At 47.0% G+C, this 16,449-nt stretch carries 10 protein-coding genes; all 10 read right to left on the bottom strand.

Features of this window, described 5'->3' with window-relative positions; all coding sequences use genetic code 11:
* Window positions 1-42 precede the first annotated feature (42 nt).
* The 10 genes from BLU47_RS07920 to BLU47_RS07965 all read right to left on the bottom strand — a co-directional run bounded on the left by BLU47_RS07920 (window position 43) and on the right by BLU47_RS07965 (window position 16,449).
* Entirely contained in the window at window positions 43-1,011 is a 969-nt protein-coding gene (locus BLU47_RS07920; protein ID WP_091960835.1) for a zinc ribbon domain-containing protein, read from the bottom strand.
* The gene (locus BLU47_RS07925; protein ID WP_091960838.1) at window positions 998-2,824 is read right to left on the bottom strand and encodes a peptidase U32 family protein; all 1,827 of its coding nucleotides are present in this window, start codon (window positions 2,822-2,824) and stop codon (window positions 998-1,000) included. Before BLU47_RS07925 ends, BLU47_RS07920 begins: the two co-directional genes overlap by 14 nt.
* Window positions 2,825-2,826: 2 nt before the next feature.
* Window positions 2,827-3,744, bottom strand: coding sequence for a homoserine O-acetyltransferase MetA (gene metA / locus BLU47_RS07930; RefSeq protein WP_091960841.1), 918 nt, complete (start codon window positions 3,742-3,744; stop codon window positions 2,827-2,829).
* An 11-nt stretch (window positions 3,745-3,755) separates the two neighbouring features.
* Window positions 3,756-4,511, bottom strand: coding sequence for a PP2C family protein-serine/threonine phosphatase (locus BLU47_RS07935; protein ID WP_091960844.1), 756 nt, complete (start codon window positions 4,509-4,511; stop codon window positions 3,756-3,758).
* Window positions 4,512-5,084, bottom strand: a complete 573-nt coding sequence (locus BLU47_RS07940) for an FHA domain-containing protein (protein ID WP_091960847.1) — start codon at window positions 5,082-5,084, stop codon at window positions 4,512-4,514.
* Window positions 5,081-8,398 (bottom strand): AAA family ATPase, encoded by a 3,318-nt coding sequence (locus BLU47_RS07945; protein ID WP_091960849.1) that lies wholly within the window; start codon window positions 8,396-8,398, stop codon window positions 5,081-5,083. Before BLU47_RS07945 ends, BLU47_RS07940 begins: the two co-directional genes overlap by 4 nt.
* A gap of 2 nt (window positions 8,399-8,400) precedes the next feature.
* Window positions 8,401-11,364: a protein kinase domain-containing protein gene (locus tag BLU47_RS07950; RefSeq protein ID WP_091960852.1), complete on the bottom strand. Its 2,964-nt coding sequence runs from the start codon at window positions 11,362-11,364 to the stop codon at window positions 8,401-8,403.
* An 8-nt stretch (window positions 11,365-11,372) separates the two neighbouring features.
* Window positions 11,373-12,251 carry a zinc ribbon domain-containing protein gene (locus BLU47_RS07955; RefSeq protein WP_176780500.1) on the bottom strand — a complete coding sequence of 293 codons (879 nt, stop codon included), beginning with the start codon at window positions 12,249-12,251 and terminating at the stop codon, window positions 11,373-11,375.
* 178 nt (window positions 12,252-12,429) lie between these two features.
* Window positions 12,430-14,463: a M13 family metallopeptidase gene (locus BLU47_RS07960; protein WP_091960857.1), complete on the bottom strand. Its 2,034-nt coding sequence runs from the start codon at window positions 14,461-14,463 to the stop codon at window positions 12,430-12,432.
* Window positions 14,464-14,472: 9 nt separating this feature from the next.
* Window positions 14,473-16,449, bottom strand: a complete 1,977-nt coding sequence (locus BLU47_RS07965) for an ABC-F family ATP-binding cassette domain-containing protein (protein ID WP_091960860.1) — start codon at window positions 16,447-16,449, stop codon at window positions 14,473-14,475.

The raw sequence follows: 16,449 nt of genomic DNA on the forward strand, positions 1-16,449 counted from the left end.
TCAAAAAAAGGGCTCCTTTCCGGGAGCCTTTTTTATTTTCTGCTATTGATTAATCGCTCCACAATGAGGACATGCTCCCTTCCGAAGAAGGGGCTGGCCACACTGTCCGCAACGATAACGGAAATGGGCAACGCGACGATACTGTCGCCATGAAAAGACGACATAAGCCACCAGCAACACATAACCGATATAGGAGAGTGTAGAAAGGCTGAACACGACATAGTCGACAGCACAGACAGCCGTCAGGCCTATCAGGTAGAGCAATGCGTCGACTGTTGGCAGACGTCGCATCACATCATCCAGTGCAGCAACCCCGACAATAATGATAGCCCACACAGAAGCAATGAAGATGCCTAAATACCATGGGAGTGCGAAGGGATTGAGAGAGGGATGGAAATAGTAATGACGCCATGACTCGGCACCAAACATCTGAATGCTCGCATAGAGGGTCGCGGAGAAGGCGATCAACACACAAAGCAGTGTCGGGTAAGGCGAATCTATGTCGTGGAAATGTACGAGAAAGGCATTACGGCGCATCAGTCGGCGCATGGCATACAAGCCAGCAGCCAGCACACATAAACCCATGAAGAGCAACAAGTGGTTGTTGGTAAAGAGATCGATAAACTGCGAGATGGGGTCATCGGGTGAGACACCGGCAAGCAACTCACTCTCGCGTATCCATCCCTGCGTAATCTGGTCGCGAGCCACCTTAACCCACACGGAGTCAATGGTATCAGCAGGTACAATCTCTATCTCGGCAACGACGACACGCTCGCCACTGACAACATACATTGTATCGAAGGCCATGTTTGGCAAGGCATCAGCAAGTGGTAAACGTGCTGTATTGACAACAAAGTTGTAGTTTTGGGTATAATGATGCGTCGTGGAGAAAGAGATGGAGTCAATCTGCTGCTTGGTCAAATCCCAAGCATCAGGCGTCTGTTGTCCGTGATTATAGCAAGCGGAGAACAACAATACTGCCAGGAGCATGACAAGGCTAATCTTCCGCATAGACATTCATCTGACAATGTTTACAATCAAACTCCAGGCGGAAGCGGCGCCCATCTCCAAGCCGTAGGACGAGAGGTTCGCGCCAACGGGGTTTCTCACCACCGTGCTTGACGCAGTATCCCAATGAATAGCGTAGGCAATGTCGACACTGCATAAGCAAGGCCTGACGTGGCTGCTTCAGTTCAAAAGCCGGTGACACATCCGTCTTGCCTTGTGAGGCATAAAAGGCACGGGCCACACCATTGGCTATATTATAAAGATAGGTGGGAGTGTAAGACGGAACATCAGCAGGCTCCACATGCTGAGGAGCCGTATCTTCGCTATCCACATCATGACTGGCCTGGCTGACAGCATTAACCCACATTCGACGCAGTTCGGAAAGCAGACTGCTCGGAATGAAATAATGGAAATCGTCGGCCATAACCACCCCACTACACTCATAAGGTGTACCACCCATACGCGACAGTTGGCGAATGATATTATCACGCTGAGGTTTCTCGGCCTGTTGGTGCTCGCAGGCAATACTGACCGTCACCCCCTCACCACTCAACGAGAAACCGTCGGATGTAGGCGCCAGGTGCAAAGATACCGCTATCTTTCGCTCACTGCTTGGACGTGACAAAAGACGCTCAAATTCCTGGTCGTTGTTACGATAGAGTGCCATACCTGGGCGTAAGCTGCGTGGCATTTGTTGCGGATAGAGTCGGTTACCCTCAGCGCGATTGACACGAAAGCCTTGCAATTCACGGTCTGCATCGATATAGCAGAGTCCATCGCCATTGGCAAACGATGCTGTACCTGCCACATTAAACGAGTCGCGACGCAACTCCTTCACCGTTCCCACAAACTCTCCCATTGCCTTAGGACTGTCTGGGGAGAAGATGTCTGGCTGACGACCATGCAGGAAATAAGTAGTAAAGCCACGATTAAAGGTCTTACGCAAATTGGGAGTGAATGTATAGGTACAATGTCCTCGCGATGCACGCTGATAGTCGTTAGGATGCTTCGCAATAAAAGCATTGAGACGTTGACTATAGGCCGCTACTACGTTTTTGACATAGACGACATCTTTCAACCTACCTTCTATCTTAAACGAGGTGGCTCCAGCCTCGATGAGTTCGTCGAGATGCTCAATCTGACACATATCCTTCAGAGAGAGCAGGTGACGCTGGTGTTCCCATTCTCGTCCGTCGGCGTCGACTAAGTCAAACTTCATACGGCAGAACTGCGCACAGGCTCCACGGTTTGCAGATCGTTGGAAACAATACTGTGAGGCATAACACAATCCACTATAGCTGACACAAAGGGCTCCGTGAACAAAAACCTCTAATTCGACATCGGGTACCTCATGGTGTATCGCGGCTATCTCTTGGACAGACAACTCACGAGCCAAGACAACACGCCGAAAACCTAAGGAGCATAGCCAACGTACCTTCTCGACTGTTCGGTTATCGGTCTGCGTGGAGGCATGCAAGACTAAATTCTTCGTTTTTAATCTTTCATCTCTCATCTTCAGCACACCCATATCCTGCACCAGGATAGCATCTACCCCAGCCTCCTCCAGTTCGCAAATCAGCTGTTGGGTTGCAGCCAACTCATCGTCAAAGATTATCGTATTAACAGTCACATAGACACAAGCCTTAAACTGGTGGGCATACTGACAAAGCTGACGAATGTCGTCGACACTATTGCCAACAGCAGCACGGGCTCCGAATCGGGGAGCCCCAATATAGACGGCATCGGCACCATGGTCAATGGCAGCAATACCACACTCCAGATTCTTGGCTGGAGCCAACAGTTCAAGACTGGTCATGCTTATCCTATCTGATTGATATCGTAAGGCGTTTCTTGATAGACATAGTAGTTTATCCAGTTGTTATACAACAGGTTGGCATGGGCACGCCAAGTTACCATAGGTGGCTGATTGGGGTCATCGTTGCGATAATAATGACGGGGCAGTTCCACATCATCACGAACATCACGATCACGACGATACTCTGTATCCAGCGTATTAGGGGCATACTCCAAGTGACCTGTTATATAGAACTCACGCCCACTGCGTGCCATCACCATGCTTACCCCACACTCATCACCTTCAGCAATCAACGTCAGATCCGGATGATTCAGGATGTCGTCACGGTGTATCTCCGTATGACGACTATGAGGCATCTGGAACACATCATCGAAGCCTCTGAAGATAGGCAACTGGGGGTCTGAAGTCTGCTGTGGAAAAATGCCGAACATCTTCTTCTGAAGCGGATACTTGGGAATACCATAATGGAAATACAGACCTGCCTGAGCAGCCCAACAGATATACAATGTGCTCGTGACATGCGTGCGTGCCCAGGTAAAGATGTCTTTCATCTCAGGCCAATAGGTGACATCCTCGAAATTCATTTGCTCAACAGGAGCACCGGTGATAATCATTCCATCGAATTTCTCATTACGCATCTCTTCGAAATCACGATAGAACATCATCATGTGTTCGATAGGCGTATTCTTCGGCGTATGACTCTTCAACTTCATAAAACTGATTTCCAGCTGTAATGGCGTATTGGAGAGCAAACGGATGAGATCGGTCTCTGTGGTTATCTTCAACGGCATCAAATTGAGGATTACAATCTTCAAGGGACGAATATCCTGCATGTGAGCACGTGAATCATCCATCACAAAGATGTTCTCATGCTTCAAAAGTTCTATGGCAGGTAATAAATCTGGAAGTCTTAATGGCATTGTTGTCTGTTTTAATTTGAGGGATATATGTGGAATATGCAGGTTGAGACATTGTCAAAACCTCCTTCTGCTATGGCTGCCTCGCAAAGTGCATTGGCAGAACTCTGTTTATTCATCAGCCCTTCTATTGCTTCGTCGGAAATCATATCATTCAGTCCGTCAGAACAAAGCAGATAGGCATCGTCGGGCTGTATGTCTTCCGTCATGTCATAGAAGTCGATATACGACGTTTTACATCCTGCACCTATGCAGTTGGTGACGATACTACAATGTTGCTTAGCACTATGGGGATTAATCAGCGAATGGTCTATGGTCAGTTGGGTGAGATGACCTTGACGGAGTCGGTAAAGGCGACTGTCACCACAATTGATCCAGTAGTACCGTCTGTTATAGTAAAGCACTCCGACAAGTGTGGTTCCCATCTCACGGAGCGACTCGTCTTCCGTACCCTTTGAATTAATGATCTGATTGATGGATTTCAACCATTCGTTAATCATCAGATGAAACTCATCAGGATTGAGACCCATGGGCAAGTCACTGATAAAAAATTTCAGATTGACAAGGGTATCCTCACTGGCCACCTCACCAGCATTATGCCCCCCCATCCCATCAGCTAACGCAATGGCAAAGCGGTCACAATTCTCAGTCATGAACTCAGTCTCGTAGGCGTCGCTGCGTACAAATTGATTGTATGCCAGCACCATATCTTCATTGTTACTCCTGACACATCCTATACGGCTTGCTGCCGTTAATACAATTCTACTCATTTAATTAATGCTTACTTGCAAATTAATATTAGCCAACGTGATGATGTCACCACTCTTGATGGTCATCGGGATGTCTGGCATCAAGTCACGCTGATTTAGTTTGGTGCCATTGGACGAGTGTTTGTCAATAATACACCAGCCACTTTCCGGCTTATAGATAAGCTGGGCATGGACACCTGAAATATACATGTTTCCTTCGAACAACTTTTGATAGGGACCTTGACGTCTGCCGATGATGGCTCCATTGACACCTACCATACGAATATCTAACGTAGGGTTATAGAGCGTCAACGTGGGAACCCCATTTTGTAATAGCGACTGCGAACCCTCAGGAGTACGACGAGAGGTCTGCTGGAAAAGGGATGGTGACGTGGGAGCTGACATAGCCTGTCCTTGGAATGAGCCGCCCGACAATTTTTCCTCGGCACTAATCATCAGACCACCGCAATAGGTACAGCGACGCCCTATTCCCACACGACCACAACTGCTGCAATAGACCAATTCCTGACCACATTGATCACAATATCGTGAATCGTCCTCTATCTCTTCTTTACAACTTGGACAAATTATCATATTACATCTTTAATATCTTCTGGCATGATCAGTTGGTAAGTCTCTTGAGTAATCTCAGATGGCGACAGGCCACTAACACGCATGGAGAGCTGCTGGATGGTGGCATCGAGCATATTGCGCATCTCACGGGCATTACCAAACGACTTATCCTTATTGAGCACTTTGCGACAGATGAGGTCCATCAGCTTGAACTCTGCTTCCGGTGACAACTTGTAGTTATCTTTCGAAGCCATCTTCTTGTAGATAGCCAACAGCTCATCTTCATTATAGTCGTCTATGTGCAACTTATGGGTGAAACGACTGGCTAGTCCTGGGTTGACAGCCAGGAAGGTTTCCATCTCATCATGGTAGCCGGCTGCTATGACAACAAACTTACCACGATCGTCTTCCATGCGTTTCATCAGCGTATCAATGGCCTCCTTACCATATTGGTCGTTCTCCGACGACAGCGTATAAGCCTCATCGATGAACAGGATGCCACCCATAGCCTTGTCACACATGTTATTCACAATCTTGGGAGTCTCTCCCATATACTTGCCTACAAGTGTTGCCCTACTAGCTTCGATAACACGACTTGTCGGCAATATCTCCATCGACTGGAGCACCTCGCCCATCTTACGGGCTATCGACGTCTTTCCCGTACCAGGATTACCAGTAAGGACGAAATTCATAGACATCTGCTGCACCTTACCGGCCCCCATAGCAGCTCGCTGTTTCATAAACATGCTCTGAACAGCCAGACGGCGAATCATATTCTTCACGGTTCGCATACCAATGAACTCGTCAAGTTCATTCAGTACCTCGTCAAGCGGACGAGCCTGTTCACTTTGTGCAGCAGGCAGATCAGCAACCGTCAGACGGTACATATCCTCATTATTGAAATCAGGATTATTCATCTCTGAAACGAGACGCTGGCTCTGCTTTTCAACAGCCTGATCAAAAATGCGACGAGCCTCACGAGCATTGCCGAAATTCTTGTCACGACGCAGATATAACTGTTCAAACTGTCGATGAATGGCACTACGCGTTTCCTCATCAATGGTAAAGCTCTTGTCCTTTGCCAGATTGAGGAATATCTCCGTCAGTTCATCAGGCGTATAGTCGTCGAAATGGATAGTCTGAGTGAAACGACTCTTCAGTCCCGGATTGGAGTCGATGAAGTCGTGCATCTGGTCAGTATAGCCTGCCACGATACAGATAAACTTACCACGGTCGTCCTCCAGACGCTTCAACAAGGTGTCAATAGCTTCCGCACCAAAACTATCCTGATCATTCGACTTCAGGGTATAAGCCTCATCAATGAACAGGACGCCACCCATTGCCGAATCAATCAACTGGTTGGTTTTGATAGCCGTCTGTCCGGAGTACCCAGCCACAAGCTTAGAACGGTCGGCCTCGACCAATTGACCTCGAGACAAAATGCCTAACGTGCGGAACACATCTGCCATAATACGGGCTACCGTGGTTTTACCTGTTCCTGGATTACCCGAGAAGACATAATGCTTGCCTTGGAACGTATTGCTCTCACCACGTCGGATTTGCAAATTGAGGAAAGCCGCCAGATTAGATATTTCTTTCTTAACGGCAGCCAATCCTACCATACCATTCAACTTAGCCAGACAGTCAGTATAGTCAACAGCCTTAGGAGCCTCATAAGGAATATCTGATGCTGTAATGGTCATCAGTTCTTCATTAGAAACGGTTGATATATCCGCTTTCTGCAAGCGCTCTGCCTGCTTAGCACATATCTTATCGAAAAGCTGGCGCATGGTACGACCATTGGCAAAGTCTTTCTCACGCGCATTATACATTTCCGTTATCATCTTGAGTGTCAATTCCTCTGCTTCTGGAGAGAACTGGTATTTCTTCTCCTTGGCGAAGACACCCATAATCTGATACAACTGGTCGGGATTATAATCTTCGATATTGAGGAAATAACTGAATCGACTACGGAATCCGACATTGACACGAAACAGGTTTTCCATTTCCGTACGGTAACCTGCTGCAATGACCACAAACTTGCCTCGGTCATCCTCCATGCGTTTCATCAACTGTTCCAAAGCCTGTGCGCCTTGGTTATCACGTTCCCCACTCTGGCTGAGAGGAGCCAGCGTATAGGCCTCATCAACAAATAGGATGCCACCCATCGCTTTGTCACAAAGACGGTCTACCACCTTGGGGGTTTCACCTTGATAAGGGCTGACCATCTTGGAACGATCGACTTCAACCACATGACCGCTATCCAAATAACCTATAGACTCCAATATCTCACCCAACTTGCGGGCTATTGTGGTCTTACCTGTTCCAGGATTACCTGTCAACACAATGTGGATACCCATCTTCGACATATCACCCAGTCCTCGTTCTGCACGTTGGACGTTATTGTGTATGGTGAAGGCAATCTCGCGAACAGCTTTCTTTACCTCATCCATTCCGATATAGGCATCCAAGTCGCCCAGGATTTCCTCTAATGAGCGCTCCTTGGGTACATATCCGCGAATGTCCTGTTCTTCAACCATGACAGCATTGGCTCCCCGACTGATAAACGAGGTAAAGATATCCTCTGCTGTCTTGATAGCCACATGTGCATAACCAAATGTCTCGTCTTTTACCTTTAGTTGATATTGGAAGAAGCGTTGCAACTTATGCTCTGCTTCAGGTGTATAGGCAGAAATACCATATTTGGTGCGCATCTCCATCTTGCAAATATCACACAACTCCTGACACCCCGGAGTAGGCAGACGGAAAGTATACTTAAAGCGATTACGGGCAGCTGGGTTTGCTGTCAGAAAGTCATCAAGACCCTTCGGAAGACCCGACATGATGACAATGGGATTCTCATCCCACTTGTCCATCTCAACAAACAATTTGTCAAGGGGGTTCACTTGATTGGAATAGCGGTCTGGCAATAGTTTCTGCACATTGTCAAAGAAGAGAATGCCTCCCTTGGCTTTCTTCACATTATCATCCCACTTGTCGACAAAACGCTGATAGTCTACGGCGTCAACCATCGTCAACTTAGGCTTTTCGATAATCTTATGCTGATAGAAATAGTCACGGATCACTTCCGACAAAGCGGTCTTACCTGTTCCTGTCTCACCTATAATTATAGTATTGACACTCAGGCGTACTTTCATGACGTCCTTACGGGAATGCAGATAGGTGTAAGTGTCAACCACCGTCTTCAATTGCTGCTTGACCTCTTCGAGACCGACCATACGGTCAAGGACATTCGGCAGGGAGAGCGGTTTACCACACCATTTGCAGAACTTCGCTATCGACCGGTTCTCTTTATGACAATGCTCACAAACCATATTTACTCGACATCCTTTTGTAACTGTTTCACTACCCCACTCGGATTTAGCTTGATGTTGTCCAAATCAGGATGATAATTCAGCAGTTTCGGACTCATCACCACAAATTCCAGCAACAGTAAGCCAATCATCATGCTCCATAATACATAATGTAACACTGACTCGCCACTGATGGATCGTATTTGATTAGCCACATCATCCAACATACCGAATTTCGACCCCTTAAACTTGAACGACTTCTGTTTAAACGTATAATATAAAGGTTCTAAGAGTGTTGACTTGATGTCGTCTTCCATTACCTCGTTGATCAGCTGACTGTCTGTCTTCGAGTCGCCTCGGAAATCAGTCAGATGGCATATCAACATATATACTAATGTAATGACAATGAGAACCGGAATGAACAGCCTGTAATGCGACGTGTTGACATAGGTAAGAACAAACACAACAAGATAGGACGAGAGATAGCCCAACAGTCCCCATAATGCGGAGAACATGAAACCAAACCCTCGGAAATAGGCTCGCATTCCCACAATGACAGCAGACATACCACCTAATGGCAACGAAATCATTAAGAACGAATGATGCAGTACATAATGGCGATTGTCAATACCCAAGAACATGAGCAGAAGAACCCAAAGGCCACACAACACATAGAACACGATACGCCAGGTCTTTTCTTTTGCCTTTGCCCGGTGGTAACCTGATCGCACTTCCGTATATTTGTGTGCTGTCTCCTCCTTGGCATTGACATATCGTTTATAGTATTTCTGGTTTTGATCAATTTCTCCCAGATAGAGCAGCCATAGTTCCAATCTGCGTTCATAGCTATAATCTTCGCTGAAATCCTGATTGGGATCCTCATGGAAGAACACAGACAGCCATTGCGACAAAGCTCCCCGTTTCATCTCGCCTATCAATAGCGAGCGCTGAGCCTGTTTGTCTATGGAATCAATATCTTTCAGTTCCACTCCATTTTCCAGGACATAGGAAGGTGTAACACCTAAAGCGCGACAGAAGCGATAGGCAGCTGTTCGCAGGTCGTAAGCACCCAGACGATGTTGATTATCCTCACTCTTCAAATCGAAGCAGGAACGTGCCATATTTAGTTGCTCATACCATCCATGCAATTTGGCGAAATAGGCAAAACGACCATTCGGATTCGCATAATCATCTATCTTTTCTGCAAACTCCTGTTCAGTCAGATGCTGCCAGTCTTTCATCTGCTCACGCAGTATCTCACCCACCTTGTAAGGGGTGTTTGCGTCAAGCAAATCATAGGCGACATCTCGGTCTATGTTGTACAAGACTTTGTATCCTAAGGAACGAGTAGGTTGACAACCATTGGTCATAATGCGTAAGGCCTCACAAGCCATCTTGTCTTCATGACTATACATCCACGACAGCAGACGACCATCGCTCAGGCTCATCCACTCATCCTCAGAACACTGTTCATGTCCAAACGCATGTACAATATCACTAAGCGAAGAAGAAGAATACTTGGCCAAAAATGGAATTTCCTTGTCAATCTCATAGGCGGTCTTCAGAATAGCGATACGGAATTCAATATGACTGTCGGGCGAGAAATAACTGCGAAGTCGGTTGACATCAGCCTTCGAGTGAGACTCTACATACAGGAAGAAGCTGTCGTTAGGATTTCTCAGTATCACCGAATATTCTTCCTGATAGCTCAGGATGGAGATTGCAGCACTATGGATATCGTCACACAAGTTACCACGTATATCCTTGTACGGGTAGGTTGGCTCCATGACATAGACAGCAGCCATCAAGCCTGCTTTCTGGTCCACGGGGTAGCGATTGACAACAATGTCCTTGACTGCTGAACTAAGCTTGACATTACCGCACTGTTCCAACCAATTGGCAATACGCCCATTATACAAATAGTTGATAGCCAGTCGCTCGTTATCCAAAAGCAGAGGAATCAGCTCGTGAACATTATCGGCTACAAGGTTCTGCTCTGGATCTACGACAAAGCTACGATATTTCAATATCGGCGACGATACATCAACTTTCACGTTTTCTCCTAAGAACCAGCGCTCCACCTCATCATAGCCCCAACGGCTCTGGGGGTTGACAGCTGTCAATCCCTGGACAATCATCTTCACGCGGTCGGGTAGTTCGTTGATACGAGGTAAGCGTCCCTCGTTTTTCTTACGCATCATAACGCGTTCATTCTGGCTCAGAGGATTTTCTCCCAGCCAGAGCGTCATCAGCGTGATACCCAGGGCATAGAAATCAACGGCAGGTGTGATTTCCACCTCGCCGTCTATCACGTCATTATACATCTCCGGAGCTGCATAGACTGGCGTACGAGCCTGAGTAGTGCGATGAAGACGTTCGTTAGCATCCATCACACTGGAGATTCCGAAGTCACCCAATACGATTTCCTTGTGTTCTTTATCGCGGAAAAAATAATTACTTGGCTTGATATCCTTGTGGATAATGTTACAGTTATGACAATAGGCTAACGCGGCAGCAGCCTGAAGGGCTATGCGTCGGAACTGATTAAAGTCTCCATCCAAGTCGTAGTCTGCTAATGTTCCACCGTTCAGATACTCCATCAGTTCATAATCACGGCTCTTGCCCTCCACATAAGTCTTGCCATAGTCGACAATTTTCACCAGCATCTCCATATTGAAGTTCTGGATGATGCGCATAAGCGTCTTCTTGATGGTAAAGTTCGGATAATAAATCTTTAAAACCATCTTGTTGCCCTCGTCGTCTTCGACTAGATACACTTGTGCCTCACCGGAATTTTCACTAAGGCACTTGATGCCACGATAGGCACGACCCTTCAAGAGAAAATCAATGGAGACACTCTGTTTTCGGTCTCTGACATTGGGCCTAACAGTAGCACTGGGATTGGTAATAGAAGTCGGAGAAGCATCGACACGTATGGTCGAAGTTATCGAAACTTGATTATCTGGTTTTCTTATGGTCTCGTCCATTTTTGCTTTTACTTGTCGTCTTTAATTTCTTCTGTGCTATTTTTCCCCAACACAACCCATTTGCCTCCCATATGTGGCTTGGCGCAACCACAGGGACTGCTGTGCATAGCATGCTTGTAGTTGCACACCCATGCCAGCCTGACTCCAACAGGTTTGGAGGCCATTGCATAATTACGGGCTTTTACGGGTGATGTCATTGGCGATACTGCCAACTTATCGAGTATAGATGACAGCATCTTTATTTTGATTTTCTTCTGCTCTTCCAACTCCTCCTTGGTCATGCGTTTCGATTCAACCTTGGGGATAACCGGATTTTCCACGCCCTCGTCCTTGGCTAACAATGTCAGCACTCGTTCACGAAGCTTAATGTTCATCTGTTCTCTGACGACGTCCCGTTCCGAGTTGTAAGGCAAGGCATTTTCCAGTCTCGAATAGTCTTGTACGATTTCCAGCAATTCCTGATAATCCGGGCTCTTCTGCATTTCCTTCATCATCTGGCGAGCCTCTTCAGTCAGAGCGGTTCCACATTTCTTGCAGAAAGCGAACTCATTCAAGGTATGACATGTTGGGCAGACCATTCCACCCCGAGGGCTTCCACATTCCGGACAGTAGGCCTCGTTTCCTGTCAGGTGTGCCCCACAGAAAGAGCAAACGTCTTTTTTGATATAGCGATGACATACCTCACAGAAATCAGCATCAGGATCCATCTCTGCTCCACAGTGGGGGCACGTTGTTTTACTTATGGGTTGTCCGCATTGGGCACAAAACATTGCCTCAGGAGCATTAATGGCACCACAGAAAGGACAGCATTTCCCTTCCGCCTGAGCTTGCTGCATGGCCTGCGCCATCAGTACCGGCTCTTGCTCTGGCTGTTCTTCCCGTTTCAATACTTGCTGGGGTCGAACAGTCCTCTGGGTTTGTTCGTTATTTAGTTGATTATCAGTCATCATCGAAAGTAGTAATTTAACAAATTGATGCAAAGATAGTGATTTTTTTATAAACACCATAAAAAACCGCCGTAAATTTACATTTACGACGGCATTTTTGTGTTTTTAGCACAATTTCCTACCACAATGGTAAGCGTTCTGACTTGGGAATGAACATTTTGTCACCTTCTTTCACACCAAAGGCATCATACCACATATCAATATGCGGAAGGGCTCCATTCACACGGTAACGTCCCAGTGAGTGAGGATCACTCTTCGTACGATTACGAATCTCTGCCTCCGTAATGTTACCTGCCCATACACCTGCATAGGCCAGGAAGAAGCGTTGGTCGGCTGTCAGTCCATCTATCACAGGCAACGGATTACGTTTGGTGGCATTCTTGTAAGCCGTGAATGCAACTTGCAAACCACCATGGTCTGCCAAGTTCTCACCGAGTGTCAGTCGACCGTTGGCATTGAGGTCTGGAAGCACTTGAATCTTAGAGAAGAAATCGGCATATTTGTCCGTTCGTTGTGTAAAGTTCTTTCCGTCTGCATCTGTCCACCAGTCATGCATATTACCATCCTTGTCATAGCGACGTCCCTGGTCATCAAATCCGTGAGTCATTTCATGTCCGATTACGACACCGATAGCACCATAATTGAAGGCATCGTCAGCAGTCGGGTCAAAGAATGGAACTTGCAGGATACCAGCGGGGAAACAAATCTCATTTGTTGTCGGATTATAGTATGCATTGACCGTTTGTGGAGTCATATGCCAGTCATCTCGGTCAACAGGTTTTCCAGCTGTGTGATTGATTCGCCAAGCAGTCCAGAAACGACGACATTCCTTAATATTCTCATAGTAAGATTTTTTCGCATCGATTTTCAGGTTTGACATATCTATCCAACGGTCAGGATATCCAATCTTGACATAGAAGGTATTGAGTTTCAACAACGCATTCACCTTGGTTGAATCGTCCATCCAATCCTGAGCAGCGATACGCTCTCCAAGAGCAATGCGCAGATTTTCCACCAAGGTCTTCATGCGCTCCTTGGAAGAGGCAGGGAAGTATTTCTTCACATAGATTCGTCCCAAGGCTTCACCCATCATGCTCTGCACCTGATTAGTAGAGCGTCGCCATAGCGGATGGTCTTGTTGACGACCGGAGAACACTTTGCCATAGAATTCAAAATCCTCCGCGCGGACGGCATCATTCAGATAGCCCGTCGAAGAACCGATAATGCCCCACTCCATCACGTCACGATATTCTGCAGCTGTCATCTCTGCGAAAATCTTGTCGGCAGCTGCCATAAACGAAGGCTGACCTACAACCATCTCCTGGATATAGCGGGTCTGAATACCTTTGGCATTCATCTGCTTCTCCAGCTGGAAGTGAGGATAGTTCGCCTCAAACTCTTTCAGCGTCATCTTGTTGTAGTTGGCAATAGGATCACGCAGTTCGGTACGTGATTTCGACACCTTGGCAAGCGCCGTCTCCACCTTCATGATGTTCTTCATTTTCTTCTCAGCAGCACCTTTCTTGAAACCGAAGAGTTGGAACATCTTCACGATATGCATCTTGTAGGCTTCACGGATTTTCTTGGTGGCAGCATCATTCTCCAGATAGTAGTCCTTTTGTCCGAGTGTCAGACCACTCTGGTTGATGTTCAGGATGTTCTCTGCGGCATTTTTCTCGTCGGCACCAATGTAGGCACTGAAGAACTCCGATTCGCCCTCGGGCATCATTGACAGCTGGATTTTGAAAATCAGATCCTTGGTCTTGGCAGCCTCCAGAGCACGAATCTCACCCATTACGGGTGTCAGTCCCTCTTTCTCTCTACGAACGGAGTCCATAGCCAGTTTATAGAGGTCGCTCAATTGTTGTTCCACACTTCCTTGGGGATAACTGTTTTCCAGCAGTTCCTTCAGGATACCATTAATACGTTTGTTATTGTCTTCAGCTAAGCGGTCGAAGCTTCCGAAACGAGAATAGGCTGCAGGTAGCGGATTAGCTTTCATCCACCCACCACAGGCATACTCGTAGAAGTCATCAGCTGGTCTCACACTGGTGTTCAGGTCATTCATATTGATACCTGAGCGAAGTTGTGCAGAAGACGTTAACGTCATTGTTGCTAATGCCATAGCAGTCAGTAATTTTTTCATTGTCATTTTGTTTTTTTATATATTAGAAGATAGTCTTTCCATTTCTTCGGAGCATTGTTCCCAGCGCTCTACTTCCTCGTCAAGCGCCCGCTTGATGGAGGTATATTCCGTGACCAGTTCCATATTCGAGGCATTCTCTGGATTCATCAGCAGGTTGTCCAACTCTTTCAGTCGGCTCTCCATATCGTTTATTTTGCGTTCAGACTGTTCTACGGCCTTCTCTGCCTTCCGCAATTGTTTCTGACGTTCCTTGCGTTCGGCATAACTTGCATTTCTTGCTGACGAATTGTTGTCTGCCGTGAGTCCGTCGGGAGCGGACTTCTTGTCCGTCGGGAGCGGACTGGCAGTCCGTCCCGTACGGACTGGATTTTCCAATTCGCTCAGTTCTCTTATCTCCTTCGTCTGTAGGAAGTCGTAAATACCTCCCAAATGCTCTTTCACCTTACCGCCTCCAAACTCATAGACCTTCGTAACCAATCCGTCGAGGAACTCACGGTCGTGACTCACGACGATGGCTGTTCCGTCAAAGGCACGAATAGCCTCTTTCAGCACATCCTTAGATGCCATATCCAGATGGTTGGTAGGTTCATCAAGTATCAACAGGTTTACTGGTTCAAGCAACAAACGTATCATCGCCAGGCGACTACGTTCACCCCCACTGAGAACCTTCACCTTTTTATCGGAGGCCTCGCCACCAAACATAAAGGCGCCCAGTATATCGTTGATACGCAGGCGGATATCACCCTTGGCAACACGATCGATCGTTTCGAATACCGTCAGGTTCTCATCCAATAATTGGGCCTGATTCTGGGCAAAATAGCCTATCTGTACATTATGGCCTACTTTCAATTGTCCATCAAATGGGATCTCACCCATAATACATTTCACCAGCGTGGATTTTCCCTCACCATTCTTTCCGACAAAAGCAACCTTCTCACCTCGTTTTATAGTGAGGTTCACGTGATCGAACACTACCCTATGGTAGGCCTTGCGTACCTCGTCGCAGATAACGGGATAGTCGCCACTACGCAAACATGGTGGGAACTTCAGGTGCATGGCAGAGTTATCCACCTCATCAATCTCAATAGGTACTATTTTTTCCAGCTGTTTGATTTTCTGCTGAACCTGTACTGCCTTAGTTGCCTGATAGCGGAAACGCTCTATAAACTGGCGCATCTCGGCTATCTCCTTTTGCTGGTTCTCATAGGCACGCAGCTGTTGTTCACGACGCTCCTTACGCAACGTCACATATTCATCATACCTTACTTTATAATCTACGATACGTCCACAGGATATCTCCAGTGTACGGTTGGAAACGTGATTGATGAAGGCACGATCGTGACTGACCAATACGACTGCTTTTGCTGACTGGGCAAGGAACTGCTCCAACCATTGTATAGACTCTATATCCAGGTGGTTTGTAGGTTCATCCAGCAATAGCACATCAGGCTTCTGCAACAGAATCTTGGCTAACTCAATACGCATACGCCAACCGCCGCTGAACTCACTTGTCGGCCTGTCGAAGTCTGACCGTTCAAAACCTAATCCTACAAGTGTGCGTTCCATCTCAGCCTCGTTATTCTCAGCTCCCATCATCATGTATCGCTCATGCTCCTGGGTAAACTTTTCCACCAATGTCATGTACTCGGCACTCTCGTAGTCGGTGCGTTCCGACAACTGCTGGTTCATCCGGTCCAGGCGCTCCTTCATCTTGGTGACATCAGCAAAGGCCTTGCGAGCCTCTTCTCTGACGGTGGTGTTGTCCTGCAGTATCATAACCTGAGGCAGATAACCGATCGTTGTATCATTAGGTATGCTGACTACCCCACTCGTTGGCTGTTGTTGTCCACACAGGATTTTCAGCAACGTCGATTTTCCTGCACCGTTTTTTCCTACCAAGGCTATACGATCGCGATCGTTGACCACGAAACTAGCATCGGCAAACAGCGGTTTGACACCAAACTCCACACGTAAGGATTCTACTGAAATCAT

Origin of the sequence: Prevotella sp. tc2-28 (assembly GCF_900107705.1) — a bacterium.
Lineage (GTDB): Bacteria > Bacteroidota > Bacteroidia > Bacteroidales > Bacteroidaceae > Prevotella.

Coding starts and splice junctions, on each gene's coding strand:
- BLU47_RS07920 (WP_091960835.1), bottom strand. CDS start 1,011: ATGCGGAAGATTAGCCTTGTCATGCTCCTGGCAGTATTGTTGTTCTCC.
- BLU47_RS07925 (WP_091960838.1), bottom strand. CDS start 2,824: ATGACCAGTCTTGAACTGTTGGCTCCAGCCAAGAATCTGGAGTGTGGT.
- metA (WP_091960841.1), bottom strand. CDS start 3,744: ATGCCATTAAGACTTCCAGATTTATTACCTGCCATAGAACTTTTGAAG.
- BLU47_RS07935 (WP_091960844.1), bottom strand. CDS start 4,511: ATGAGTAGAATTGTATTAACGGCAGCAAGCCGTATAGGATGTGTCAGG.
- BLU47_RS07940 (WP_091960847.1), bottom strand. CDS start 5,084: ATGATAATTTGTCCAAGTTGTAAAGAAGAGATAGAGGACGATTCACGA.
- BLU47_RS07945 (WP_091960849.1), bottom strand. CDS start 8,398: ATGGTTTGTGAGCATTGTCATAAAGAGAACCGGTCGATAGCGAAGTTC.
- BLU47_RS07950 (WP_091960852.1), bottom strand. CDS start 11,364: ATGGACGAGACCATAAGAAAACCAGATAATCAAGTTTCGATAACTTCG.
- BLU47_RS07960 (WP_091960857.1), bottom strand. CDS start 14,463: ATGACAATGAAAAAATTACTGACTGCTATGGCATTAGCAACAATGACG.
- BLU47_RS07965 (WP_091960860.1), bottom strand. CDS start 16,449: ATGATTTCAGTAGAATCCTTACGTGTGGAGTTTGGTGTCAAACCGCTG.